Origin of the sequence: Frankia sp. CcI49 (assembly GCF_001983215.1) — a bacterium.
Classification (GTDB): domain Bacteria; phylum Actinomycetota; class Actinomycetes; order Frankiales; family Frankiaceae; genus Parafrankia; species Parafrankia irregularis.
On sequence record NZ_MOWP01000015.1, the window covers coordinates 462,091 to 486,196 of the forward strand.

At 71.9% G+C, this 24,106-nt stretch carries 21 protein-coding genes; 12 read left to right on the forward strand and 9 right to left on the reverse strand.

Annotated features, from left to right (window positions below; genetic code table 11):
- Positions 1–482: 482 nt before the first annotated feature.
- Together CcI49_RS15205 and CcI49_RS15210 are read right to left on the reverse strand one after the other, a co-directional pair.
- Positions 483–3,005: a serine/threonine-protein kinase gene (locus CcI49_RS15205; RefSeq protein ID WP_241840074.1), complete on the reverse strand. Its 2,523-nt coding sequence runs from the start codon at positions 3,003–3,005 to the stop codon at positions 483–485.
- A 2-nt stretch (positions 3,006–3,007) separates the two neighbouring features.
- Positions 3,008–3,427, reverse strand: a complete 420-nt coding sequence (locus tag CcI49_RS15210; RefSeq protein WP_235498237.1) for a hypothetical protein — start codon at positions 3,425–3,427, stop codon at positions 3,008–3,010.
- 46 nt (positions 3,428–3,473) lie between these two features.
- Between CcI49_RS15210 and CcI49_RS15215 the strand changes: the two genes are divergently transcribed.
- The 3 genes from CcI49_RS15215 to CcI49_RS15225 all read left to right on the forward strand — a co-directional run bounded on the left by CcI49_RS15215 (position 3,474) and on the right by CcI49_RS15225 (position 5,971).
- Positions 3,474–4,133: a hypothetical protein gene (locus tag CcI49_RS15215; RefSeq protein WP_198955547.1), complete on the forward strand. Its 660-nt coding sequence runs from the start codon at positions 3,474–3,476 to the stop codon at positions 4,131–4,133.
- A gap of 105 nt (positions 4,134–4,238) precedes the next feature.
- Positions 4,239–4,826 (forward strand): hypothetical protein, encoded by a 588-nt coding sequence (locus CcI49_RS15220; protein ID WP_131831102.1) that lies wholly within the window; start codon positions 4,239–4,241, stop codon positions 4,824–4,826.
- Between the two features lie 407 nt (positions 4,827–5,233).
- Complete coding sequence (locus CcI49_RS15225; RefSeq protein ID WP_241840075.1) at positions 5,234–5,971, forward strand: hypothetical protein; 738 nt, start codon at positions 5,234–5,236, stop codon at positions 5,969–5,971.
- Between the two features lie 40 nt (positions 5,972–6,011).
- Here CcI49_RS15225 and CcI49_RS15230 read toward each other — a convergent pair whose 3' ends face one another.
- Positions 6,012–6,824: a mycofactocin-coupled SDR family oxidoreductase gene (locus CcI49_RS15230; protein ID WP_076827296.1), complete on the reverse strand. Its 813-nt coding sequence runs from the start codon at positions 6,822–6,824 to the stop codon at positions 6,012–6,014.
- 244 nt (positions 6,825–7,068) lie between these two features.
- Positions 7,069–8,517, reverse strand: a complete 1,449-nt coding sequence (locus CcI49_RS15235; RefSeq protein ID WP_076827298.1) for an alkaline phosphatase PhoX — start codon at positions 8,515–8,517, stop codon at positions 7,069–7,071.
- Positions 8,518–8,876: 359 nt separating this feature from the next.
- Between CcI49_RS15235 and CcI49_RS15240 the strand changes: the two genes are divergently transcribed.
- From CcI49_RS15240 to CcI49_RS15255, 4 genes are all read left to right on the forward strand, one after another.
- Positions 8,877–9,431: a Uma2 family endonuclease gene (locus tag CcI49_RS15240; RefSeq protein WP_076827300.1), complete on the forward strand. Its 555-nt coding sequence runs from the start codon at positions 8,877–8,879 to the stop codon at positions 9,429–9,431.
- 496 nt (positions 9,432–9,927) lie between these two features.
- Entirely contained in the window at positions 9,928–11,235 is a 1,308-nt protein-coding gene (locus CcI49_RS15245; protein WP_347280118.1) for a cytochrome P450, read from the forward strand.
- 233 nt (positions 11,236–11,468) lie between these two features.
- Positions 11,469–12,242, forward strand: a complete 774-nt coding sequence (locus CcI49_RS15250) for a hypothetical protein (RefSeq protein ID WP_235498235.1) — start codon at positions 11,469–11,471, stop codon at positions 12,240–12,242.
- Between the two features lie 202 nt (positions 12,243–12,444).
- Positions 12,445–12,828 (forward strand): hypothetical protein, encoded by a 384-nt coding sequence (locus tag CcI49_RS15255; protein ID WP_054569264.1) that lies wholly within the window; start codon positions 12,445–12,447, stop codon positions 12,826–12,828.
- A gap of 56 nt (positions 12,829–12,884) precedes the next feature.
- On the opposite strand, the gene CcI49_RS15260 is transcribed toward CcI49_RS15255, so the two are convergent.
- Positions 12,885–14,180: a DUF6596 domain-containing protein gene (locus CcI49_RS15260; protein ID WP_076827304.1), complete on the reverse strand. Its 1,296-nt coding sequence runs from the start codon at positions 14,178–14,180 to the stop codon at positions 12,885–12,887.
- Positions 14,181–14,207: 27 nt separating this feature from the next.
- Complete coding sequence (locus CcI49_RS15265) at positions 14,208–14,627, reverse strand: YciI family protein (RefSeq protein WP_054569262.1); 420 nt, start codon at positions 14,625–14,627, stop codon at positions 14,208–14,210.
- A gap of 474 nt (positions 14,628–15,101) precedes the next feature.
- Between CcI49_RS15265 and CcI49_RS15270 the strand changes: the two genes are divergently transcribed.
- The gene (locus CcI49_RS15270; protein WP_076827306.1) at positions 15,102–16,166 is read left to right on the forward strand and encodes a hypothetical protein; all 1,065 of its coding nucleotides are present in this window, start codon (positions 15,102–15,104) and stop codon (positions 16,164–16,166) included.
- Positions 16,167–16,180: 14 nt separating this feature from the next.
- Entirely contained in the window at positions 16,181–16,939 is a 759-nt protein-coding gene (locus CcI49_RS15275; protein WP_054569260.1) for an effector-associated domain EAD1-containing protein, read from the forward strand.
- A gap of 268 nt (positions 16,940–17,207) precedes the next feature.
- On the opposite strand, the gene CcI49_RS15280 is transcribed toward CcI49_RS15275, so the two are convergent.
- A complete protein-coding gene (locus CcI49_RS15280) occupies positions 17,208–17,543 on the reverse strand; it encodes a DUF6458 family protein (RefSeq protein ID WP_054569259.1) in 336 nt (111 codons plus the stop codon).
- A 429-nt stretch (positions 17,544–17,972) separates the two neighbouring features.
- Between CcI49_RS15280 and CcI49_RS15285 the strand changes: the two genes are divergently transcribed.
- From CcI49_RS15285 to CcI49_RS15295, 3 genes are all read left to right on the forward strand, one after another.
- Positions 17,973–18,740: a response regulator transcription factor gene (locus tag CcI49_RS15285; protein ID WP_277872723.1), complete on the forward strand. Its 768-nt coding sequence runs from the start codon at positions 17,973–17,975 to the stop codon at positions 18,738–18,740.
- Positions 18,737–20,194, forward strand: coding sequence for a HAMP domain-containing sensor histidine kinase (locus CcI49_RS15290; RefSeq protein ID WP_076827310.1), 1,458 nt, complete (start codon positions 18,737–18,739; stop codon positions 20,192–20,194). Before CcI49_RS15285 ends, CcI49_RS15290 begins: the two co-directional genes overlap by 4 nt.
- Before the next feature lie 149 nt (positions 20,195–20,343).
- Positions 20,344–21,819 (forward strand): cytochrome P450, encoded by a 1,476-nt coding sequence (locus CcI49_RS15295; RefSeq protein WP_054569257.1) that lies wholly within the window; start codon positions 20,344–20,346, stop codon positions 21,817–21,819.
- A gap of 67 nt (positions 21,820–21,886) precedes the next feature.
- On the opposite strand, the gene CcI49_RS15300 is transcribed toward CcI49_RS15295, so the two are convergent.
- Both CcI49_RS15300 and CcI49_RS15305 read right to left on the reverse strand, forming a co-directional pair.
- Positions 21,887–22,402 carry a hypothetical protein gene (locus CcI49_RS15300; protein ID WP_241840076.1) on the reverse strand — a complete coding sequence of 172 codons (516 nt, stop codon included), beginning with the start codon at positions 22,400–22,402 and terminating at the stop codon, positions 21,887–21,889.
- A gap of 219 nt (positions 22,403–22,621) precedes the next feature.
- Positions 22,622–24,103 carry an aspartate aminotransferase family protein gene (locus CcI49_RS15305; protein WP_241840077.1) on the reverse strand — a complete coding sequence of 494 codons (1,482 nt, stop codon included), beginning with the start codon at positions 24,101–24,103 and terminating at the stop codon, positions 22,622–22,624.
- Positions 24,104–24,106: the final 3 nt, after the last annotated feature.

The window sequence follows — 24,106 nt, forward strand, 5'->3', positions numbered from 1 at the left end:
GGCCGCGCCTTCCTGCGCTGTCGTCGGTGACGGCAGCGGGCCCGGATCCGACCTACGCATCAGAAACTGAGCATTCATTGCGGGGAATGTCCGCACCGGACTGTCCGATGCGGACCATGTGTAGCAGAAACGCAGGGCGATACCGTCGGATATCAATCTTCCGCATTTAACTGTTCACCATCGCGCAACGCTGACCCGGAAGCCTCGTCGGGCTTGTCCGATTCGACTGCCTTGTCCGACCGGTTCTATCCGCGCGTAACGACGGATCTCCTTCGCTGAAAACGGAGCGGAATGTTGACTCCGCCTACACTCGCGATCGTTGCTCGGTGCCCGTCGCGGCCCCGATGGTGCTCGCGGCACCTACCCCCTGAATCCAGCGGCAACTTTACCGCGCCGAAAGGCCGGACCGCCGGGACTCCGGAATTTTTGTTCCTGAGCAGAGAACCCGGAAACCGGAATCAGGTTTCCGGGTGGGTGCGGTGTCAGGCACACGGCGGTTCAAAGCGCAGGCTCCCGAAGTGCTCACGCCATTCCCCCGTGGAGATCTGGTTCGCCGGGTCGGCGCAGGCGTTCCGGGCCAGCGCCGCGGGGTCGATGGTCCAGAGCCGGACCGATCCGTCCCCGCTGGCCGAGAGCACGGTCCGCCCGTCCGGCGTCAGCACGACCGCGTTCACCGCCTTCGTGTGCCCGCGCAGACCGGTCAGCGGGACGGGCCTGGCCGGCGACGAGACGTCGGTCAGCCGGACGATGTCGTCCTCGCCCGCGGTGGCGAGGATCCCGCCGTCCTGGTCGAAGCCGACGCTGGTCACCCCGCCCAGGCCGCCGGCGGTCGAGCCGAGGTCGACCGCCTCCGCCGAGCGGAGCCCCCACAGCTGCACCGAGCCGTCGATACCGCCGGCGGCGAGTGCCGAACCATCGGGGGAGAAGGCGACAGCCTGCAGCGTCCGCCCGCCACCGCCGCCGCCACTTTCACCGCCGCGCAGTGCGGGTCGCGCCGTGGGGCGCGCGGGATCCGTGGCGTCCCACAGCCGCACGGTGCCGTCGTTGCCGCCGAAGGCAAGCAACCGGCCGCGCGGCGAGAACGCGACCGCTCGGATCCCGGCGGTGGCGCCGTCAGCCGCCCAGGCCCGGGTGGGATTCGACGGATCAGCCACCGTCCACAACGCGATCTGCCCGTCGTCCCCGCCGGAGGCGAGGACCTGGCCATCCGGGGCGAAGGCGATCGAGCGAACCCTGTCCTGGTGGAACCTCATGGTGGCCAGCGCCTTCGGCCGTGCCGGGTTCGCCAGATCCCACAGGCGGACCTGACCGTTACCGACACCGGCCGCGAGCACGCTTCCGTTCGGATGGAACGCGACCGAATACACCCAGTCGCCGACGTTCGTGATGGTGCCGGCATGGGTGAGGCCGGCCGGGTCGGCACCGCCGCCGACAGCCCACAACTCGATCGTCCCGGCCTCCGTCCCGGCCGCTAGCAGTCGGCCGTCCGGGCGCAGCGCGGCGCTCAGCACCCGGCTGCCGAGCGGGACGGCCAGCGGATCGAGATCCGCGGCGAACAGGCCGATCATTGCGGATCGGGTGGCCGGCGAGTCCGGCGACGCCTGGTAGCTCGCCAGCGCGAGTCGGCGGGCAAGCGGGCGGTTCTCGACCTGCAGGCGCAGCGTTCTGGCCGCGACCTGCGCGGGGGTGTCCGCCGGTGGCGACTCGCCGCTCCTGGACAGCGCGACGAGCACAGCCGCGGCGACGACCACGGCGAGGATGGCCGCGAGCGCTCTCGCCCCGCGGGGCCCGATCCCGGCCCGCCCGGCCCGCCCGGCCCGCCCGGCCCGCCCGGTGGGTTTCCCGCCCGGCTTCGGCCGCTCGGACTTCCGCCGCTCCGGCTCTCGCCGCTCGGGGCCGGTGCCCACGGGCGGCGTCGACGGGATGACGGTCGGATGGGTCTCGACGATCTCAGCCACGGCGGGCTCAGCCGCGGCGGGACGAGCGGGGATCGCTGGCTCCGGGTCAGCGGAGTCCGGCGGGACCATCACTGTCGCCGCGGTCGACGTGGACGTGTGGGCCGGCGGGGACAGTGAGTGCGTCACTGCGTCCACGGGGGTCGCCGCCGTGCCGGGCGTCCGCGGGGTGACCGGCTCGATCAGCACCGTCACCTCCGCGAGCGGCGGCCCCACAGGTGGCTCGGACTCGGTGTGGCGCAGGTCGAGCAGGCGGGCGTAGAGCTGCTCGGCGGTGGGCCGCTCCTGCGGATTCTTGCGCATCGCGTCCTCGACGAGCGGGCGCAGGGAATCCTCGAATCCGTCCAGCGCCGGTTCGTCGTTGACCACCCGGCGGAGCAGCGTGGCGGCCGGGCCGGTGCCGAACGGATGATGGCCGGTCGCGGCGTAGACGAGCACCCCGCCCCAGGCGAACACGTCCGCCGCGGGGGTGATCAGGCCGCTGCGGGCCTGTTCGGGTGCCATGAACGCGGGTGTGCCCACCGCCTGGTCCCGGCTGGAGAAGACGGCCGTGTCGAGCGCGCGGGCGATGCCGAAGTCGATGACCTTCGGACCGAGCCTGGACAGCACGATGTTGCCCGGCTTGAGGTCCCGGTGCACGATTCCCGCCCGGTGGATCGCCATCAGCGCGGTGGCCATGCTCGCGGCGAGCAGATGCAGCTCCGAGTGGCTGAGTGGCCCGCGCGCACGTACCGACCCGGCCAGGGTCGGCCCGTCCACGAACTCCGTGACCAGGTACGGGACGTCCCCGGTGACGTCGACGTCCAGAACCGCGGCCGTGCAGAACCGGGCGACCCGCCGGGCACTGTCCGCCTCCTGCTTGAGCCGCTCCCGGAACTCCGGCCGGGAGGCCAGATCGGTGCGGATGAGCTTGACGGCCACCTGGCGGCCGGCGGGGTCCACACCCAGGTGGACGGTGCCCATTCCGCCCGCCCCGAGGCGCCGCACCAACCGGTACCGGCCGACCTCGGCCGGGTCGGCAGGCGGGTCCGGGGAGGCGGATGAGCTCATCGTCATCCGTCGCGGCCGGCCGTGCTCGGGGCGACGGCCGGCAGGCCGGGTATCCGCCAGCGCCGGGGCGCCGCCTGCTGGTGGACAGCCAGGCCTCCGGCGGCGAGGCAGAAAAGCAGCAGCAGGGACGAGACGGAGACGCTGCTGTCGGCCGAGACCAGCATCATGTCGACCCCGGCCTGAAGCCGAACGCCACAGTCGGCGACGACCTGCCGGTGGCCCGGCCGGAAGCTGGCGAAACGCACGACCGTCTCGAAGCGGCCGTCCTGGTCGGCGACGGTGCGCCCGACGAGCTCACCGCCCGCGGTCAGCATCGTCTCACCGCCTGGTGAGCAGCCGGCGCCCTGAGCGTAGAGAGGGTCACCAGCGGACAACACGTAGCGGTCGAAGCGCAGCTCGCCGGGTTCCGGTTCGCGTGCCACCGGCACACCACGCGCCGGCTGCGGAGCGCCCGCCCTCGCGATCGGGGTGCAGACACCCAGCACCCGCACGCTCCCCGCCCGGCAGGCCACCGTCTCGACCGGTTCGGCGCATCTCCCGCCGAGCGGCACGGTGACTCCGCCCGGGCAGAAGGTGCGCCCCGGCGGGCAGTCGGCGGTGCTCGGCGCGGACGAGCCGTCCCAGCAGGCGACGGACGTCCGCCTGGTCGCGGCAGGCCTGGGACACTGCTCCCCGACCGCCACGCTGACCGGGCTGTCGGGGCACTGGACACGCTGGACCGGGCAGGTGGCGGACGTCGGTGCCCAGGAACCGTCGGCGCAGCGCACCCACGGCGTGCCGTTCCCGGTACCGCTGCCATTCCCGGTGCCGGTGCCGGTGCCGGTGCCGCCCGCTGGGCCCGTGCCGCCGCCGGAACCGGAACCGGAACCCGAACTGGGACCGGAACTGGGACCGGGACCGGGACCGGATCCCGACCCGCTGGTGCCCGTGCTCCCGTCCGTCCCGCTCGTCCCGCTGGTGGCGGTGCCCGTCCCGCCCACACCGCCTCCCGTGCCGGGATCGGGGATGCCGTTCCCCGGCCCGTTGCCCGTGGTGGCRCCGCCGTCCGGCCCGCCGCCGGACGTGCTCCCGGTACCGCGGGTCGGGCTCCCGGCCGGCGGGCAGGACGCCGCGCGCTGCGCACCGTAGCCCCGGCCGGAACCCGGACATGCCGACGAGCGTGTCGGCGCGGGCCGCTGCGTCGGCGTCGGCATCCGTGTCGGCGTGGCCTTGGTCGTTCGTGTCGGTGTGGCCTTGGTCGTCCGTGTTGCGCGCGACGTCGGTGGTGGCGCCTGTGTCGCCCGTGCCGCCGGGGTTGTGGACGTGGCCCGGGTGGTCGTCGCCGGCTTTGTGGACGGTGCCCGGGTCGTTGTCGCCGGCTTCGTGGACGGTGCCCGGGCCGTTGTCGCGGGCTTCGTCGACGGTGCCCGGGTCGCCGGTCCTGCCGATGTCGCGGGTGCGGCCCGTGTCGACGGCGCGGTCGAGGCGGCCTGCGACCTCCGCGTGGCCGGGGACGTGCGCGTGGCCGGGGACGTGCGTGCGGGTGGAGACGTGTGTGCAGGTGGGGTTGTGCGCGCGGGCGGGGTGGCATCGCCGGACGTGTCGTGGCGAGCCTGCGTGTCCGCGGTGGCAGCGGTCGCCACCGGCGCAGGCGATGGTGGTGGCGGTGGTGGCGACGGCCGTGGGGTGGACGCGGCCACGGGCTCGGGCTCGGCGGTGGCGCCCGAGGACTCGGACCCGGCTGCCGGGCTCTCGGCGGCTGCCGCCACGGCTGTTGCCAGTGAGCCGCCTGCCAGGGCGGTGATCAGCAGCGCCGCGAGCGCGAGCAGCGGAAACCGCTGACGCCGCCGCCGTGCCGCCATACGCGCGACAACGGTCCTTCTCCAGCCCAACATCGGCCTGCCCCCAGATCGCCTGCCTGCCCGTGACGCGCGCCGACGGTGGCGTGGCGCCGGTCACCAACGAAATGCCCGCCATCGGCTTTCTCTGTCACCACCCGAGGGTGGAATTCAACGGTGACCTGCAGTGGAAAGGTGCGACGCTGCCAGCCATTGCACTGCCGGTTCATTGCGCCGCCACCTGCCGGCGTGCCTGCGTACCCTCCGGTCGTCGGCCGGAGCGCGTCACCTGTTTTCCAGCGTAACATCGGAGTTGGTGACCACCCGGTCCATGGGGGAGATGTGATTTCCGGATCGCGTGAACCGAAAGCAACATCAAAATGGCGTGTGCTGGCATTTGTTGTGGTGTTCGTGACAAGCCTCGGCGTGTTTCCTGCTGCTGCCGCCCGGGCGGGCGGAGACAATACCGCACGGCTGTCCGTCACCATCGATGGTCAGCCCCTCGATGGTGACGTCGTGCTGGACCTGTCGGCCGCCACGCAGCTCGTGGTGGGTGTCGAGAATCTCGGCGGCTCGGCCCTGGAGATCGATTCCGTGCGCCTGCGCGGAGCGGTCCTGGGGCTCACGTTCTTCGACTACGACACACGGGTCCGAACCACCGTGCCCGCCCGCGGCGAGGCCACCTGGACGGTGGACCTCGACCTGCGTGACCTCGCCGGCCGGGCGAGCGGCCTGATGCCGATCCGGGTGGAGATCCGCGACGGCGACCTGGCCGTGGCAGCCGTGCGGGACGGCCGCGCGCGGATCCATGGGTCGCTGTTGTCGACCTACGGCCTGTTCGGCCTGGGCCTGCTGATGCTGGCCGCGCTGCTCGCCGCCGCCGCGGTTCTCTCGCTGGGGCGGAACCCGTTGCCGGCGCCGTCGTCCCGACGCGGCCTGCGTTTCGTTCCCGCTGGCTGCGTCGGTGGGCTGTTCGGTGTCTTCGCGCTGTCGGCGCTGCGTCTGGTGACGCCTTCACCGCCGACCGACTTCGCGATCACCCTCGGCGCAACTCTGATCGTCTTCGGAATCGGCCGGCAGTTGCCCGCGGCCCGACCGCGCCGGGCCGACGAGAAAGCGGCGCCGACAGCGCCGACGGCGTCCTCGTGACCGCACCACCGCGCGCGGCCGTGTTCCGCGGCCGGCATCTTCAGCGTTTGTTGACGAATCCGGCGTCCACCGGGAGGGTCACGCCGGTGACATAGCGGGCGTGGTCGGAGGCGAGCCACAGGACGGCCTCGGAGATGTCCGAGCACTCCAGCATCGCCACTGGCAGGGCATGCGGATTCACCATGTTCGGGTCGCTTCGCAGAAACCCGAGCATCATGTCGTTCATCACCATCGGCGTGCCCACACCGCTCGGATGCACGGTGTTGACGCGGATTCGGTGCGGTGCCAGGGCGTTGGCCCAGGTCCTCATCAGGCCCACCAGCCCGTGTTTCGACGCCGTGTAGCCGAGGACCCCCGGCGTGTCGACGGACATCCCGGTGAGGCCGGCCGTCGAGCTGGTGATGACGATGGAACCGCCCGCACCCCGCTCGACCATGGCGGGCGCCGCGGCCCGGACGGTGTTGTAGGTGCCGGTGAGGTTGACGTCCAGCACGTCGCGCCATTCGTTCCCGCTGCCGGCGCCTGCGGCGGAGAACGGAGCGATACCGGCGTTGGCGACCACGATGTCGACCGGCCCCAGCGCCGCCACACCGGCGTCGAGGGCCGCCTGTAAGGCGACCGGATCACGGACGTCGGCCACCGCCGGGTGAATACCGCCGCCGAGGGCCTCGACCTGGCGCACCGTCTCCTTCAGGTCGTCCGGGGTGGCCAGTGGATAGCCGACCGAATCGATATCCGCGCAGATGTCGACGGCAATGATGTCGGCACCTTCCTGGGCGAGCCGCACCGCGTGCGAGCGGCCCTGCCCGCGGGCCGCGCCGGTGATGAAGGCGACCTTGCCGGCAAGAATCATGGGAGCCTCCTGGCCCTGGAACAGGTGACGGCGACGCGTAACGCGTAACGGTCGACGCGCGACTGTCAACGGGTGACGGCAACGTGGAACCAGAGAACGGCGCAACTCGACAGAACGCCGGACCGGGAACTTCGGGTAGCCCGGTCTGACGTCCGGTCAGCGTAGTGCCTTTCACGGTTGTACGTCGCCGCCAGAAGCCGGCGCGGTCGCTGTGTCCAGGGCCAGGAATGGAAGGGCGCGGTGATCAGACCAGGGCGCCCCAGGGGCCGGTGATGACGAGGGTGAGGCCCGGGTACTGGAGGTTGACGAACAGATGGCGGCCGTCGGCGGTGAAACGCGGGCCGGCGAGCTCGCTGGCGCCGATCGCGCCGGGCTCGGGGAAGTCCTCGGCCTCCCAGTAGTGCAGGTCCAGCGGCGCGATCACCTTCGCCAGGTCGACGATCCGTCCGGAGGCGGTGAGCAGCCGCAGGTAGTTGTCGCCGCCGTCCTCATCCTCACCGTCACCGTCCTCGGTCATCAGGACGCCGCCGTGCGGGCCGACGGTGACGCCGTCCGGCTGGTTGAGGACGCCTGCGCTCTTCGACTCGTACAGCAGGGTGAGGACGCCGGTGTCGCGGCCGGTCGGCTGATAGCGCCACACCTGGCCCTGGCCGGCGTCGCCGGACTCCGACGCGACGAAGGTCAGCGCCCCGCGCGCCCATTCGGCGCCTTCGAGGCCGATGAACCGGGCACCGCCGCGGGCCCGGCCCTGGCTGTAGACGGAGCCGGGGAACGACTCCGCATCGGACGGATCCGGATTCGCGATGTCGACCCAGGTCACCGGCAGCTTCTGGCTGACGCGCTGGCCGGTCTCGGTGTCGTACGTCGGCTCGCCGCGCACGGCGAGCATCTGCAGCCGCCCGCCGGCGGCGAGCTTGCCGGGCCGGGCCGGCAGGAAGCGGTAGAGGCCGTCGCCCGGGTCGCCGTTGTCCTCGGTCAGGTAGACGACGCCGGTCGCCGGGTCGACGGGCGCGCACTCGTGCTCGAACCGGCCCATCGCCCGCAGCGGCACCGGGTCGACCGGCCCGCGGGCGTTCGCCGGGACCTCGAAGACGTAGCCGTGCGGCTTCTCGTAGCCGGCGTCGATCCCGTCGACCGTCTCCTCGCAGGACAGCCAGCTTCCCCACGGCGTCGGCGAGCCGTTGCAGTTCACCAGGGTCCCGTTCAGGACCAGGAAGCTCTCACGCAGCCGACCGGCCGCCAGGTCGTAACGTGACGAGGTGACACCGGCAGGCGCCGCCCGGTCGTAGGCCGCCTTCCTGCCGATGCTGCGCTGGGTGATGCCGGGCAGGTCCGTGTCGATCTCGTGGTTGCGCAGCAGCACGACCGTGTCCCGGCCGGCGGCGAAGAGCGCCTGCCCGTCGTGGGCGAGCGGGGTGGCCAGGCCGTCCGACATCCGGCTGCCCGCCGCGCCGAAGGATCGGTAGCTGAAGCCCGGTGGCAGCGCCAGCTCCGGGCCCGCCTTGCGCAGCGCTCCGAACCCGGCCGAACCCGAGCCGGTGCCGCCCGAGGCCGTTCCGCCGCTCGTGCCCGCGCCCGCGCCGGCGCCAGAGGTGCTGCCGGCCCACGCCGCCTGACCGAGGCCGGGTGCTAGGCCCGCACCGAGCAGGCCGAGACCCGTCGCGGTGATCAGCTGCCTACGTGTCGTGGCCATGGGCCCCCCGTTTTCGTGTTTTCGCAGATGGCGCGTTTGGGACGAACGGATCGTAGTGAGGGACGCAAGGACCCCGGGCGGCGGCTTGATGTCTCGCGGGTAGCTATCCAGCAAACACCCGGCCACTTGCCGGAGGGTGGGACCCTTCGTGCGGCGCCGGCAATTCATCTCAAGAGAGACAAGAGGGGCGCAGGTTCGTTTGGTAATCAGCAGGACCGCACGACCGGACGCACCCGCCTCGATGAGGCCACCAAGGGCACACCGGGGCCGGGACAGGCGAATCCCGGCTTGGTTACGCTGGCCAAGGGGCCCGACCGACTGCAGGACCCGACTGAGGGAGGTCCGCCATCACCGCGGAGATGATCGCCCCGGCCTGGATGCACCAGCAGATCACGGCGGCGCAGTATGGCTCCTGGTCCGAGGAGCAGTGCGCGGGCATCGAGATCGTGGACGGGATGGTCGTCGTGAGTCCCAGTGCCTCCAGACGTCACAACCGGCTGGTCAGGCTCATCACGAACGCGCTGGACACGGCCGGAGGGCCGGGCTGGAAGGCTGACAGCGACTTTGATCTGCGGCTCCAGGACGTGCCGCTGACCAACCGCCGGCCGGATGTCGTTGTGTACCGCGCCGACACCCTCGACATCATGCCGGCCCGCCCCGAGCATGTGCTGCTGGTCGCGGAGGTGGTCTCGCCGGGCTCCGAGTCGACGGACAGATTCGTCAAGGCCGGAGAGTACGCGCGAGCAGACATCACCTACTACTGGCGCGTCGAGCAGCCCGCCGGCGGGGTTCCGCTCGTCTACGCACACATCCTTGATCCGGCCGCGGGAACCTACCGGGATGCCGGCGTCTGGGCGGGCGTCGTCGAGGCGGTCGCCCCCTTCCAGGTCACGATCGACCTCACCCGGCTGTAGCACGGTCCCAGCCACCGGAGGTCGGGTCGTCGTTGCCAGGCCCGCGGCGCCTGTGGCGGTGCCGCCGCCCACGCCCGCGGTGCCGCCAGCCCAGGCCGCCTGACCGAGGCCGGGCGCGAGGGGCCACTGCGCCGCACTCGCTGTGCCGGCGGGGACGGGACAACTCGGCGCCTGCTTTGACGCGTTGAAAATCGACGCCCGAATACCGTGCCCGGGAATATCGAATCCCCCGGAGAGGGACGTCTCCGGGGCTGGAGATGGCAGTTACCGCAGCCACTCCGAACCCGCGCCCGGCGACCTGGCCAGCTCCTGGTAGGGGCACAAGGCCATTCCTATCCGGTGATAGCTCCGTTACGCGAGCGTTGACGATCTTTATTTCACCTCATACGGTTGGCGACATAGGTCGTGGGTCGATTCATCGTCTTCTCTCGGCGTTTTCGTGGTCGTCGGAGAGATGCGGGTCGACTCCCTCGAACCAAGAAGGAGGATCGAGCTCGTGACAGCGGAAAATATAGACAGCGGATCGCTGACCAGGGCCGACGCCATCGAAACAGAAATCATGTCGACTGGTTCCGGGAGTGACACGAATCCGGTGCGGCAGGCCGTTGCGCAGCTGGCCGATCCAGAATTCCGCGCGGATCCGTACTCGCGATACCGCGTGCTGCGGGAAGCCGGGCCCTTTCACTCGACCTCATACGGGATGAACCTGGCCACACGGTACGCCGACTGCGCCGCGGTGCTGTCAAGCCCCAACTGGGGTCACGACAACCAGGCGGCCAGACTGCATCCCACGAGGGCCGCAGACGAGTTCCCCGCGGTCTTCCTGTGGATGGAACCCCCCGACCACACCCGGCTTCGTGGTCTGGTCTCCAAGGCCTTCACCCCCCGCCGGGTCGCGGCCCTGCGACCGCGGATCCAGGCCCTGGCAGCCGCGCTGGTGGACGACATGCTCGCGGCCGGTACGTCCGACCTGATCAGCGCGATGGCCTATCCACTGCCGCTCACCATCATCTGCGAGATCCTCGGCGTGCCCGCGGAGGATCATCCGGTGATTCAGCGCTGGTCGCACATGCTCGCCAGGGCCCTGGATCCCGACGCGACACTTCCCGCGGCGGTGCTCGCCGACCGGAACACCGCGATTCCCGAGTTCCTGGGCTACTTCCTGAACCTCGTGCGCCGCGAGCGCCTCGACCCGGGACCGAGCATCCTGGGCGCACTGGTGCAGGTCGAGGAGAAGGGCGAGAAACTCACCGATAGCGAGTTGCTGGGAACCTGTATCCTGCTCGTCGTCGCTGGCCATGAAACAACCGTGAACCAGATCGGGAATGGGATGCTAGCCCTGTTGCGGCACCCTGACCAGGTCGCCGACCTGCCCATCCGACGGGATCTCATGCCCAGCGCCGTCAACGAGCTTCTCCGCTACGACGCGCCTGTTCAGATGGTCAACAGATTCGCCAAGGAACGGGTAACGGTGGGGGGCCGCGTCTTCGAGGCAGGTGAAGGCGTCACCGTGCTGATCGCCTCCGCGAACCGTGACGGGAGCGCTTTTCCGGAGCCGGACCGGCTGGATCTCACCCGTTACCAGAACACACCCGGAACCGCACCGGCGAACAGGCACCTGTCGTTCAGCCTCGGTCACCACTACTGTCTCGGCACGCCGTTGGCACTCCTGGAGATGGAGGTTCTCCTGGGCGAGGTCCTCGACCGTGTCACGGTCCTGGATCTGTGCACGGATACGCCGTCCTACAAGCCGGACCAGCTCGTCCGCGGGCTGGCGGAGCTGCCGGTCTCCTTCCGCGCCTGATGGCGGAACGCCGACGCCGGCGGGTAGATCGGCGCCGGCACGGGGTGTGCTCAGCCATCCGCCGTGGCGGCGGGACGCTCTCCATGGATCCGACGCGCCGTGAAAGGATCGGATCGTCCCCTGGCGACGTCCGGATGTGCGTCCGGGCAGGCCCGGGTCGGGCCAGGTGAGAAGACGGGTCGGGCCAGGTGAGAAGAACTGCGGATCCACGACCGACAGCCGGGGTGATGTCCATGCGCGCCGCTGACGCCGATCGACTCGCGAGGTTCGTCCTGCTCGCGCAGCCGATGGCCATGGCAGCCGTCCACGTGACCCGGCCCGGTGACGTCGCGGGGACCGACGCGCGACCTCCCGCCGCCGACGAGGGCCGACAGGCGCGCCGGGAGCACGCGGACCGGGTCGTCCGGCACTGGCGCTCGGAGCTCGCGCCGCTGTCGGCGCTGCCCGGTTTCGCCGGGCGGTTCGGTGGGCCGGTGCGTGACGTCCTGTCCGCCACGGTGCAGGGCCTGTTGGTGCTGTCCCTGGCCCGCCTGTGCGACGTGACGGATGTGCACAGCCAGGTGCGGCTGCTCGCGCACACGGTGCTCGACGAGACGCTCCCCGCCGGTTGGGCACCGCCGGTTGCCGTGCCGCCGCAGCCGCCCGCCGGCGAGGTCCCGGCCCCGAGTGCCAGTTCCATCCCAGGCGCCCGCCCCGCCCAGGACGCCGACCCCAGCCTGGACGCCGGCTCCGCCCTGGGTATCGACGGAACCGAGGAGGAGCGGGCGCAGTGGCTGCGGCTGGTGCGTCGGGTGCCGGCCGGAGTCGTCGCGCTGGCCCGCGAGATGTGGGCCGTGCGGCGGCTGATCGACGGGCGTGCGGAGGGCCGGCGGTGGCATCGCGCGGTCGCGAACGTGCCCGCGGTCGGGGTGGTCGGCGCGGCCCTCGGGGAGCGGCACGCCGCCACCGAGATCTCCGCGCGGGTCTATGTCGCACTCGGCCTGGCCGACGAGCTTCCCGGCATCTGAGCTGTCCGACCGCCTGACCGCCTGACCGACCTTCCGCCGACCGGCTCCGGCCGATCCGTCGCGGCCTGGCCTGTTGTGTCCTGATCGGTTCTGACCGCTTCTGACCTGGGTGGATGGCGCCGCGACAACGGAGGCGCGACAGTGCCTCGCCGGACATCCGCGACTCTTGACAGAACGATCTACCGAGGCCAGGATCGAAAGTATGTTCGATCTCCTCGGGGTCCGGCCACGTCCTCGCACCGCTCACGGCGAGCCCGCCGTCCAGGGCGAGCACACGGCGCCGGGTCGTCCGCTGCCGTCACAGCGGAGTGCCCCGTCCGGCCGCTCGTTGCCCGGTCGCCCGGCGACGACGCTACCGCCCAGCGTGGCCCGGGTTGCGGCGCGTACCCGGCTGTCCGCTGAGCTGTTGGCGGCGATTCTGACGGTCGACGGGCGCACCCGCGCCACGCTCGACGACATGGAGCGGGCGGATGCGCTCGCCGATGTTCTTCTCGCCCGGCGCCGTGAGCGGGTGGGCCAGCACCGCCACGAGGCTCCCGTCCGGCCCTCGGGTGAAGGCGGTCCGCCGCTTCGCTGGTCGGCCTGACGCTCAGTATCAGGCCTGCCCCGACGCCGGGCTGCCTGGCCCGGCCCGGCCGGTGCTCAGCCCAGCGCGGCCGCCTTGCGCAGCAGCACCGACCGTTCGCGCAGGTTCTGGCACAGCCGCGCGGCGAGCTCCAGCTCGGCCCGCGCTTCGGCGGCGCGGCCGAGCCGGGCGAGCAGCTCGCCGCGCACGGTCGGCAGCAGGTGGGACTGTGCCAGCCGGCCACCGGCGACCAGTTCGTCGACGAGGGCCAACGCCTGGCGGGGCCCGTCGGCCATCGCCACGGCCACCGCCCGGTTGAGCTCGACGACCGGCGACGGCGCCACCCGGCCGAGCGCCTCGTAGAGCAGCACGATCCGCGCCCAGTCCGTCTCCGCGACGGACGGCGCCGACGTGTGGCAGGCGGCGATCGCGGCCTGCAGGCCGTACGGTCCGAGGCCCCGCCCGGCCGCCACGGCCTGGCCCAGTGCGCCCCGACCGCGGCGGATCGCCGACAGATCCCAGCGGCCCCGGTCCTGGTCCTCCAACAGGATCGCCTCACCGTCCGGCCCGGTGCGCGCGGGGAAACGTGCCGCGGTGAGCTCGCACAGCGCGAGCAGCCCGAACACCTCCGGCTCGTCGGGCAGCAGCGCGGCGAGCATCCGGGTGAGCCGCATCGCCTCGTGAGCGAGGTCGACGCGCAGCAGGCTGTCGCCGGACGTCGCCGTCGCCCCCTCCGTGAAGATCACGTAGAGCACGCTGAGCATCCCACCGAGGCGCTCGCGCCGATTGTCGGCCGGCGGCAGCGCGAACGGCACCGCCGCCGCCGCGATGGTCTTCTTCGCGCGGGTGATCCGTGCCTGGACGGTCGGCACCGGCACGAGGAAGGCCCGCGCGATCTCCTCGCTCGTCAGGCCGCCGACCGCCCGCAGGGTCAGCGCCACCCGGGCCTCGGCGGAGAGCACCGGGTGGCACGCAATGAACATCAGCGCGAGGACGTCGTCGTCGACCCGGTCGGGATCCCAGAGCAGATCCGGATCGGCTCCGAGGCCACCGTGGCGCGGGCTGCCCGCACCCGAGCTGGCCTCTCCCTCGGTGAGCGGCCCGGCGAGCAGCGTGTACCGCTCACCGAGGGCCGACCGGCGGCGGAAGCTGTCGATCGCGCGCCGCCGCGCCGTCGACAGCAGCCAGCCGACCGGGCTCGCCGGGGTGCCTGTCCGCGGCCAGCTGACGAGCGCCTCCGCCACCGCCTCCTGGGCGACGTCCTCGGCGAGCGCGAAGTCGCCGGTGTAGCGGGCGAGCGCGCTCACGATTCGCGCGGACTCGATCCGCCACACCGCCTCGACCGCCCGCCGCGCCGCCTCAGACCCGGCCATGGACGTACGCCGGAGCTGGCCGAGTGGTCAGAGCTGGCCGAGCTTCTCGCGCCACGCCCGCTCCTTGATGATCCACTCGTTGTCCTGGGGGAACTCGTCGATGCCCGGCACCCGCCGGATCTCGCACTTCGAGCCGGGGACCGCCGGCAGCCGCCGGGCCCACTCGATCGCCTCCTCCCTGGAAGCCACCTCGATCAGGTAGAAGCCGCCGAACAGCTCCTTCGTCTCGCCGTACGGTCCGTCGGTGACCACCGGCGTGTCACCGCTGAAATCGACGACGACACCCTCGGACGGGTCGTCGAGGCCCTCGGCGGCCACCACGACACCTGCCCGCATCAGCTCCTCGTTGTAACGCCCGATCCGGGCGAGCATCTCCTCGAACGGCGTCTCCTGCATCCGCGCGAGAGACTCGTCCGTGTTCCGCATGATCAGCATGTACTTCGCCATCGTGTGCCTCCCTGCCGCCGGGTCGCGCGTCGACCCTCTCACCCACAGGTCGAACGGCACGGCCCCGGATCGACACGTCGTGACCGCCGCTCGAAGATCCCGCACGGCCGCGGTGCACTGACAATTCATCCTAAGGTGGGCAAAAGGGGCGGAGATCCGCCTGGCGGCCCGCAAGAAAGAAGGATTCTGGTCGTTGCAACGACCAGAATCCTTCACTTTTGCGATTCGCCAAACCGGGCCGTCCGGGCACCGAGCTCTCGGCTCTCGGTCATCCGAATGTGCTCGTGGAGTGAATGCAGGATTCCTCGCTCGCCGACGGCCAATCTTGATCGGCGCCAGCCTGCGAGGCCCGCTGGCGACCAGAATCCCTGCCGTCCTGCTCGGCAGCCGCAGTACCGACTACTGGAATGCGGTGATCAATGGAAGCGACGGTTGGTGAAAGGTCTACTGGGGCGTCGCACTATCCTGATCGTCGTGCGAGTCCAAGAAACGACCGTCCTGGCCGACTATCACCAGTTCCTCGTCTACAGCGGGAACGGGGCTGGTCAAGAGGGGCATGTTCCGGAAGGATGCGGCGACGGGCTGGTCGTCGTCAACAAGGCCACCCTGAAGATTCTCACCGGGACCAGTTACGGCGAGGTCGGCGTGCGTCTGGAGCTCCACAACACGGAGCCCGCGCTGCCTGCCCCGGGCTGGACCGAGGTGTCCGACACGAGCTTCCACCTGCGGAACGGCCCGCTGGAGATCGGCACCCTGATGGGAGGGCCCGAGCCCGGCGGCCTCGACCTCGCCTTCGCCGGCCTGGGCTGGTACCGGATCAGGGTGGCGGCGAGTGGGCGGGACGACGGCCCGCGAGGCGGCGAGGTGCCCCCGGGCGGTCCACACGAGCGCTACGTCATCGCGGTCTGGGTAGGGCCGCGTGCGCCCGCGGTGACCCACCGCGGATCGGACCTGGCCGGCCGCGCGTTCCGCGGCGAGCCGCTTGCCCCGAAGCTCGACGAAGCGGTGGAGGGGCCGGCGCACGCCGCGTTCCGCGACCTCCTCCACCTGCTGCGCACCGGCGCCGGTGCCGCGTCGGCCGCGACCGGTCGCATCGACCGCACGACCGCGGTCGCGGTGAGGCCCGAGCGGCTGTCGGAATGGCTCGCCAACGCGGATTTCTGGGCTGGCTGGCTCGGTAGCGGTGGAGGTAGCACGAATCTTCGGGGCGGATGGAGTTCCCACCTGGACAGCACCGACAACCTGAAGATCGTGGGGGAAATGGTGCGCGGACCTGCGGCCGTGCACACGTCCTGGAACTACGAGCTGCTCACCACTCCCTCCGCCGCGGATCCGTTCCCGCGACGTGAGCTGCTGCTCCCCGCGACATCCCACCTCGACATCGACTGGGTCGCGGGCGGAACCGGGACGCTCGTCAGCGTTCGGCACCGTGATGTTCCGCAGGTGCTGACCGCATGCCTGGGGGATCTCTGGCGCTACTATCTCGCCCGGCTGGCGGGGCTGGGCGAGGCCGGAGCGTTCAGCCGACTGCCGTGGTAGGTACGGAGGAGCACATGGGGGGCCGCCCCGACCGTCTGACCGAGGCCGAGGTCACCGAACTCGCCCGAGTGCTCTATCACCTCGGCGACGCGCTCGGGGTTCTCGACGAGGCGGGAGCGGACCGGTCCCGCCTGCCGCACTGGCAGGGCCGCAGCTCCCTGGAGTTCTGGCGCGAGATCAACGTTCTGCTGGACGCGGGTTTCCTGGCCGACGGGCGGCGGCGGATTCTCACCGCCGCGGCGCGGCGGTTTCCGGTGAACGAGGTCTTCGGCCCCGGCGCAGACCTGCCTCCGCCCACCGAGGGTGGCTCCGCCACCGAGTACGGGCCCATGGGGATGCTGTCGACCGCTCAGGTCCGAGAGTTCGTCCTCGCGAAGTTCCCGCCGGTTCAGCTCTGGAACGACACGGACAGCCTGGTCAGACTGGTGAGCTGCATGCTGCTGCCGGGTGAGACGCCGTTCGACATCGGCAACGGCGTTTTCGGTCGTTCGACCCCTGGCTCGGGGGTCATGCTGCTGACCGACCGCGGCATCACCCTCGCCGACCGGACGGGACGTGGCGCTCTGGAGCAGGTGGTCCGGTTTGGCTGGCCGCTCGTGACCGAGGTGAGGCTCCTGCACCGGCGCCGGGTCGGCATAGCGGTCAGTGACGTCGATCTCGCGGCCGGCGGAAGTCGGATTCTGTTCCGCGGAATGCTGCGGGCACCGGCGCTCCGGATGGAGGATCAGATCCGGCGGAGAATTTCCCGCGGTGGAGGCAGCTCCAGGAGCTGAGGATGTGCGTCGTCGCGGCGACCATGACCGCCGCCACCCGTCAGACCCGACCGAGCCGACCTGTCTGACGGATCGCAGGCAATCTGGCGTGGTGGCTCGTTCGGCTCTCCTGGCAGGTGGTCTCGCGCGGGCCGCCCCCGTCACCGGGGGATTCTGGTGTGACGGGGGCGACCCGCGCGGGACCACGCTGTCCACGCACGGTAGGGCGGCCGGTGTGGCGATGTGGCTGCGGTCTGGTCTGGGAGCGCTGGTGGGCGCTGCGGTGCGATCAGCCGCGGTAGACGTCGGTGACCCGGCGCCGGCGCCAGGGCCGGCCGGCCGGCTGGTCCTCGTAGACGTCGGTGGTCCGCTGGTAGTCGCTGCCAGGCGGGGAGTCGACGCCGGGCGGGTAGAGCTCGCTGTCGGACTCCGCCAGGCCGGCGCCGTAGCCGACCCGGCGGCGGCGCGGCGCGAACACGGCGAGATCGAGGATGAGCCCGGCGGCGCCCGCCAGCATCAGAACAATGCCGATGACCGCGATGTCGAGCCCGGAAACGCTGACGTCGACGGCGAATGTGAGGATCGCGCCGAGCGCCATCAAAGCGATGGCTGCGCCGATGCCCATGGTCTGCGCTCCTTCCATGACATCCCGCGTGGGCGGGACGAGGCGCCCGGCCTGGCCTGCCCGGGCGGCGATGGAGCGTGAGCTACCCGGCATCGGGCGTGATAGTCCGTCGGATCCGAAGAAATACTCAAACAAAGAATTTTTCGGGCTCGCCGGTTTCCCCGGCGGCTCGGCCGGGTCAGGTCGGTCGCGTGGACGTCCGCGGGGCCTGTCCGGGGGCGACGGCGCCCACCTCGACGGTGCGGTGAGGGGTCGATCCAGGACCACCGCGCCACCGGCGCCTGATCCATCCGGCATCCGATCCGGCGCCTGATCCGGTATCCGGTCCGGCGCCTGAGCTGGCAGGTGACGGCCCGGTGACGCCCGATCCGCCACGAACTCGTATGTTCTCCTCACCGGGTCGCAAGCATGCAGCGTCGGGGGTGGGGCGTGGACACGAAGGCGCTGCGGCTGCTGGTCGTCGACGACGAGCCCAACATCGTGGACATGCTGCGGATGGCGCTGCGGTTCCACGGCTTCGAGGTCGAGACCGCCAGCTCCGGCCGGGAGGCCACCGCCGCGGTGACCGCCAGCTGCCCGGACCTGGTGGTGCTCGACGTCATGCTGCCCGACTGCGAGGGGCTTGCGCTGTGCCGGCAGTGGCGGCAGGCCGGCGTCGAGGTGCCGGTGGTGTTCCTGACCGCGCGGGACCGGCACGCCGACAAGGTCGCCGGGCTGACCTACGGCGGCGACGACTACGTCACCAAGCCGTTCGCGATCGACGAGCTGGTCGCGCGGGTACGCGCCGTGCTGCGGCGGACGCGGCGCGAGCAGCCCGTGCCGGTGCGGGCGTCGATGCTGGAGTTCGCCGACGTCGTCCTGGACGAGGACACGCATCAGGTCACCCGTGCCGGCCACCCGGTCGAGCTCGCGCCGACCGAGTTCAGGCTGCTGCGCTACCTGCTGGAGAACCCGAACCGGGTGCTGTCCCGGGAGCAGATCCTCGACGCGGTGTGGAGTGAGGACTTCCGCGGCGGTCTCACGGTGGTCGACCAGTACGTCAGCTACCTGCGGCGCAAACTGGCCCCGTACGGCCCGCCGCTGATCCACACCCAGCGCGGGTTCGGGTACGCGCTGCGCGCCGGCACCCGGGCGGAGCCGGGCAGCACGCTCCAACCGGGCGAGCCGGCCCGGCCGGGCAGCACGGTCCAGCCGTGACGTTGCGAGCCAGGTTGATGTTCGGCCTGGTCGGCCTGATGGCGGTCTGCCTGACCGTCGCGGGCGCCGCGAGCGTGCTGGCCCTGCGTTCCCATCTTGTCGACCAGACCGACCGCCGGCTGCGGGCCGCGCAGGCCCTGTTCGAGACCCGCGCCGCGACGGCGCTGTCCCAGCTCGCCCCGCTGCTGCACGGCGTCGGGCTGCAACAGGCGGTGGCCCCCACCGACTTCATCGTCGAGATGCGGGAGCCGGACGGCTCCCTGACGGTGTTGACCGGCCTCGCCGAGACGCCGGCCGCCGGCAGCTCAGGCGCCGGCGGTTCCGGAACCGGTAGCTCTGGCGGCGGCAGCTCTGGGACCGGCAGCCTGCTCGCGGCGGTCCCGGACCTGGACCGGCGGATCGCCTCGCGCGCGCCGTTCGGGCTGGTGGCCGGCGGCGTCCGGTACCGGGCGGTCGTCGGGGAGCTGCCGAGCGGTGTCACAGCCCTGGTCGCGCTGCCGATGCGCCCGGTCGTCGAGACGACCGGGCAGTTGATCCTCATCGAGGTCCTGGCCGGTGCCGCGGTGCTGGCGCTCGGCGGGGCGAGTGCCTGGTTCCTGCTCGGCCGCGGACTGCGCCCGCTGCGCGACATCACCGACACGGCTGTCGCCATCGCCGGCGGCGATCTCGCCCGCCGGGTGGCGCACGGCCCGCCCCGCAGCGAGACCGGCCAGCTCGCCGCCGCGCTCAACGTGATGCTCGCCCAGATCCAGGCGGCCTTCGAGGATCGCCGCCGCTCCCAGCAGCGCCTGCGCCGGTTCGTCGCCGACGCCTCGCACGAGCTGCGCACCCCGTTGACGTCGGTGCGCGGGTACGTCGACATGCTGCGCCAGGGAATGGTGCCGCCGTCGGGCGCGGACGACGCGCTGCGCCGGGTGCAGGACGAGACGAGGCGGATGGGAACCCTCGTCGACGACATGCTCTACCTCGCCCACCTCGACGAGGCGCGGCCGCTGGCACGCGACGAGGTCGACCTGGCCGCCGTCGTGCGGGACGCGGTCGCCGATGCCGCCGCAGTGGAGCCGGACCGCCCCCTGACCGTGCTGGGCCCGTCGGCCTGCCCGGTCGTGGGCGACCCTGACGCGCTGCGGCAGGTGATCGGCAACCTGCTCGCCAACGTCCGCGTGCACACCCCGGCCGGGACGCCGGCCGAGGTCAGCCTGCGCGGCCCGGTGGACGGTCAGGTCGAGCTGCGCGTCCGCGACGACGGCCCCGGGATGGCCCCGGCCGACCTCGATCGGATCTTCGACCGCTTCTACCGCTCGGCCGCCGGGCGGGAGCGCGGCCGCGGCGGCAGCGGCCTCGGGATGGCGATCGTGGCCGCGGTCGCCGCCGCGCACGGCGGCAGCGCCCACGCCCAGGCCAGCGCCGACGACGGCCGCGGCCTCACCGTGCGGATCGTGCTGCCTGGCTGACGTGCTGCCTGGCTGACGTGCTCCTGGCTGACGGGGTGCGGTCCGCTGCCGGCGCGCCTACCGTGCAAAGCGTGGCCGTGTCCGGTCTGAGCGGCCGGTGTCGGAAGACGCCCGTCCGCGACCGGCGCCCCGATCGCGAAAGGTCCCTTGTGGTGTCTGCTTCTCTGGTGACGACGCGGAGCACCCAGCGTGCGCCGCGTCCCGTCGACGAGGTGCCCGGGCCGGCCGACGGGCCGCTCGCGGCGGTACGTCGCATGCGCGCAGATCCGTTGTCCCAGTTCACCGCGCTGCACGACCGGTACGGGCCGTTGGTGCGCCTGATCCGGTGGCCGGTGTCGCTGTTCCTCGTCAGCGACCCGGAGGCGATCGGGGACATCCTCGTGGGCGGTCAGAAGGCGTACGGCAAGGGCGCGGTGCTGAGCGGCCCCGGTTCCCGGCGCCGCGTCGTCCAGCCGCTGCGGACGCTGCTCGGTGACGGCCTGCTGACCAGCGCGGGTGAGGATCACCTGCGACAGCGGCGGCTCATGCAGCCGCTGTTCCACAAACAGCGCATCGCGGAATACGGCCAGCAGTTCGTCGCCATCGCGGAGTCCACCGCGGCGAGCTGGCACGACGGCCAGCGACTCGACGTGCACGCCGAGATGTCCGAGATGACCCTGGCGATCGTCGCTCGGACCATCTTCGACGTCGACATCAGCGACCATGTCCTGGACGTCGTCCGCGCCGCTCTCGACGAGACGATGTCCGGCTCGGCGGTCCAGCAGGCCAGCGGGCTGGGGCTGGGGGAGTCGTCGCGGCTCCCTCTGCCGTCGGTCCGCCGTCGCCGCGCTACCCGGGCCGCGCTCGACCGGACCATCTACGACCTGATCGACGCGCATCGCGCCGCCGGGGCCGGCGGCACTGATCTGATGTCGCTGCTGATGGCCGCCCGGGACGGCGACACCGGCGGGCAGCTGACCGACCACGAGATCAGGGACGAGGCCGTGACCCTCCTGCTCGCCGGTCACGAAACCGCCGCGAATGCCCTGACCTGGACGTTCCACCTGCTTGGCGGTGCACCAGCGGTCGCGGCGAAGCTGGGCGAGGAACTCGACACCGTCCTCGCCGGCCGGCTGCCGACCTTCGACGATCTGCCGCGGCTTGCCTACACCAACGCGGTGTTCAACGAATCCATGCGGCTGTACCCGCCCGTGTGGGCGATGGTCCGCCACCTCGTGGAGGACCGGGAGGTGGCCGGGTACCTGCTGCCGGCCTGGTCGACGCTGGTCATCGGCCAGTGGGTGATGCACCGGGACGGACGCTGGTGGCCTCATCCGGAACGGTTCGATCCCGGCCGCTGGCTCGAACCGGCGGGTGGTGCCGCTGGTACGTCCGACGCGGCCGGTGGGGCCGTTGCGACTGATTCGTCCGGTACGCGGCCGCGGTTTGCCTATTTTCCGTTCGGTGGTGGCAGGCGTCAGTGCATCGGGAACGGCTTCGCCGTCGCGGAAGGTGTCCTGGCCCTGGCAACGATCGCCGGCCGGTGGACGCTGACTCCGGCCAGCAACACCCCGGTCCAACCCGAACCGGCGATCACCCTCCGTCCGCGGGGCCCCGTGTCGATGATCGTGCACAGCCGGCGCTGAGAGCGCGGCGGTGCGGGCACGCGGCGGCGCGGGAGCCCCCCGATCTGTCGGCTCCCGCGCCGCCGCGTCAGGAGCAGGCCCAGCTGATCGAGCCGGCCAGGGCACGCCCGCCGGAGGTACTGGCGTTGAAGGAGACCGCACCGCCATCCGCGGTGACCTGCACTGTTGTCGGGACCGCACTGATCGCGTATTTCGACCCGTCGGCCGCCACCACCGACACGCTGATCACCGCCGGATAGCTCCCCGGGCCCGCGTAGCCGGCGACGCGCACGTTCTGCGTGACGGTGGCGCCGTCGAGCGTGCCGGTGGCCGAGGCGACGTACCTGCGGGCGGCGGTTTCGCAGCTCACCGTGGTGTTGACGTGGCCGCTGAGCATGACCGGGCTGGTGATGGCGAGGGTCAGCGACCCCGGGCCGCCGTCGCCCGTGCCCACCGGCGCCGCTGGCTGCCCGGCTTCCGCCGGCGTCGTCGCGGCAGCCGTGGCCGGCGCGGCGGTCGCGGCGGTCGTGGTCGTGGTCGTGCTGTCGGCCGCCGCGCTGCCCGCCTGACCCGCGCCGGCCCGGCAGGCCGACACACTCGTCATCAGCACGCATCCGACAAGGACCGCGGCACCCCGGTGAACCCGGCTCCGAGCGTTCACAACCGCATCTCCCGACCTCGATGGCATGAGGACACAGGTCGGAGCCCTCGTACCGACGCGCCGCGCCGGCGGGATCCGACACCGTCACCACACCAGCGGCCGATGCGGAAGGGTTCTGAGGAACGTGTGAGATCCGTGAGAGGCCGGGAGAGGCCGCGCGGGTCAGCCTTCGGCGGCGCCCAGGGCGCGGTCGAGCATCGCGAGGCCGGCACGGGCGTCGCCGTCCGAGATGTTCAGCGGAGGCACGACGTGGATCCGGTTGCTGCTCACGAACGGCAGCAGACCCTCGGCCCGGCAGGCCGCGGTGATGCGTCCCATGCGTTCGCTGGTTCCGCCGGTCGGGGCGATCGGTGTGCGGCTCGCCCGGTCCTCGACGAGGTCGAGAGCCCAGAAGGCACCGACGCCGCGGACGTCACCGATCACCGGATGCCGCGCCGCGAGACCGCGCAGGCCCGGGCCGAGGACGTCCCGACCGAGGCGGTCGGCTGCCGCCACGGCGCCCTCGTCCTCCATCGCGCGGACGGTCGCCACCGCCGCCGCGCAGGCGAGCGGATGGCCCGAGTAGGTCAGCCCGCCGGGATAGGCCCGGTCGTCGAAGGCCCGCAGCACCGGGCCGGTGATCGCGACCCCGCCGAGCGGCACGTACCCGCTGGTGACGCCCTTCGCGAACGTCACCAGGTCGGGCCGGACGTCGTCGAGCTCGAACGCGAACCAGCGCCCGGCGCGGCCGAACCCGGCCATCACCTCGTCGACGATCATGATCAGGCCGTGGTGGTCGCAGAGCTCACGGACCCCCCGCAGATAGCCCGCCGGGGGAACCATGACACCGGCCGTTCCGGGGATGGACTCCAGCACGACCGCGGCGATCGTCCCCGGCCCCTCCAGCGCGATGACCTGCTCCAGGTGGGCGAGGGCGCGCTCGCGCTCCTGCGCCTCGTCCGTCGCGTGGAACGGGCTGCGGTACAGGAACGGCCCGAAGAAGTGGACGACCCCGGCGGCGCCGTGGTCGTTCTCCCACCGGCGCGGGTCACCGGTCACGTTGATCGCCAGGTCGGTGCCGCCGTGGTACGAGCGGTAGGTCGAGAGCACCTTGATCCGTCCGGTGTGCAGCCGGGCCATCCGGATGGCGTGCTCGACCGCGTCGGCCCCGCCGTTCGTGAAGAAGATCTTCTCGAAGGTGTCCGGCAGGTGCGACAGGATCAGCCGGGCCGCCTCGCCGCGCGCCGCGTTCGCGTGCTGCGGGGCGACCGTGCACAGCGTGGCCGCCTGCTGCTGGATCGCCGCGACCACCCGCGGGTGCTGGTGGCCGAGGTTCGTGAACACGAGCTGCGAGCTGAAGTCGAGCAGCGGGTGGTCGTAGTCGTCCCACACCCAGGACCCCTCGGCGCGGGTGATCACCATCGGGCTGATCCGCTCCTGGGCCGACCAGGAGTGGAAGACGTGCCTGCGGTCGAGCTCGTACGTCCGCGCGGCGGCGGGTGTGCGCGGCACCGCGGAGCCGCCGCCGCGCGCGGCCAGGCCGCCGGTCGGGGAGGTGCGGCTGGCCGACGCGCTGCGGCTGCTCGAGGTGATGCGGTTGCTCGAGGTGATGCGGCTGTTCGATGTGGTGCGGCCGGTCGCGGTGATGGTGTCGTTCGTCGTCATTGG

Coding starts and splice junctions, on each gene's coding strand:
- CcI49_RS15205 (WP_241840074.1), bottom strand. CDS start 3,005: ATGAGCTCATCCGCCTCCCCGGACCCGCCTGCCGACCCGGCCGAGGTC.
- CcI49_RS15230 (WP_076827296.1), bottom strand. CDS start 6,824: ATGATTCTTGCCGGCAAGGTCGCCTTCATCACCGGCGCGGCCCGCGGG.
- CcI49_RS15235 (WP_076827298.1), bottom strand. CDS start 8,517: ATGGCCACGACACGTAGGCAGCTGATCACCGCGACGGGTCTCGGCCTG.
- CcI49_RS15240 (WP_076827300.1), top strand. CDS start 8,877: ATGATCGCCCCGGCCTGGATGCACCAGCAGATCACGGCGGCGCAGTAT.
- CcI49_RS15250 (WP_235498235.1), top strand. CDS start 11,469: ATGCGCGCCGCTGACGCCGATCGACTCGCGAGGTTCGTCCTGCTCGCG.
- CcI49_RS15255 (WP_054569264.1), top strand. CDS start 12,445: ATGTTCGATCTCCTCGGGGTCCGGCCACGTCCTCGCACCGCTCACGGC.
- CcI49_RS15260 (WP_076827304.1), bottom strand. CDS start 14,180: ATGGCCGGGTCTGAGGCGGCGCGGCGGGCGGTCGAGGCGGTGTGGCGG.
- CcI49_RS15265 (WP_054569262.1), bottom strand. CDS start 14,627: ATGGCGAAGTACATGCTGATCATGCGGAACACGGACGAGTCTCTCGCG.
- CcI49_RS15275 (WP_054569260.1), top strand. CDS start 16,181: ATGGGGGGCCGCCCCGACCGTCTGACCGAGGCCGAGGTCACCGAACTC.
- CcI49_RS15280 (WP_054569259.1), bottom strand. CDS start 17,543: ATGGGCATCGGCGCAGCCATCGCTTTGATGGCGCTCGGCGCGATCCTC.
- CcI49_RS15300 (WP_241840076.1), bottom strand. CDS start 22,402: ATGACGAGTGTGTCGGCCTGCCGGGCCGGCGCGGGTCAGGCGGGCAGC.
- CcI49_RS15305 (WP_241840077.1), bottom strand. CDS start 24,103: ATGACGACGAACGACACCATCACCGCGACCGGCCGCACCACATCGAAC.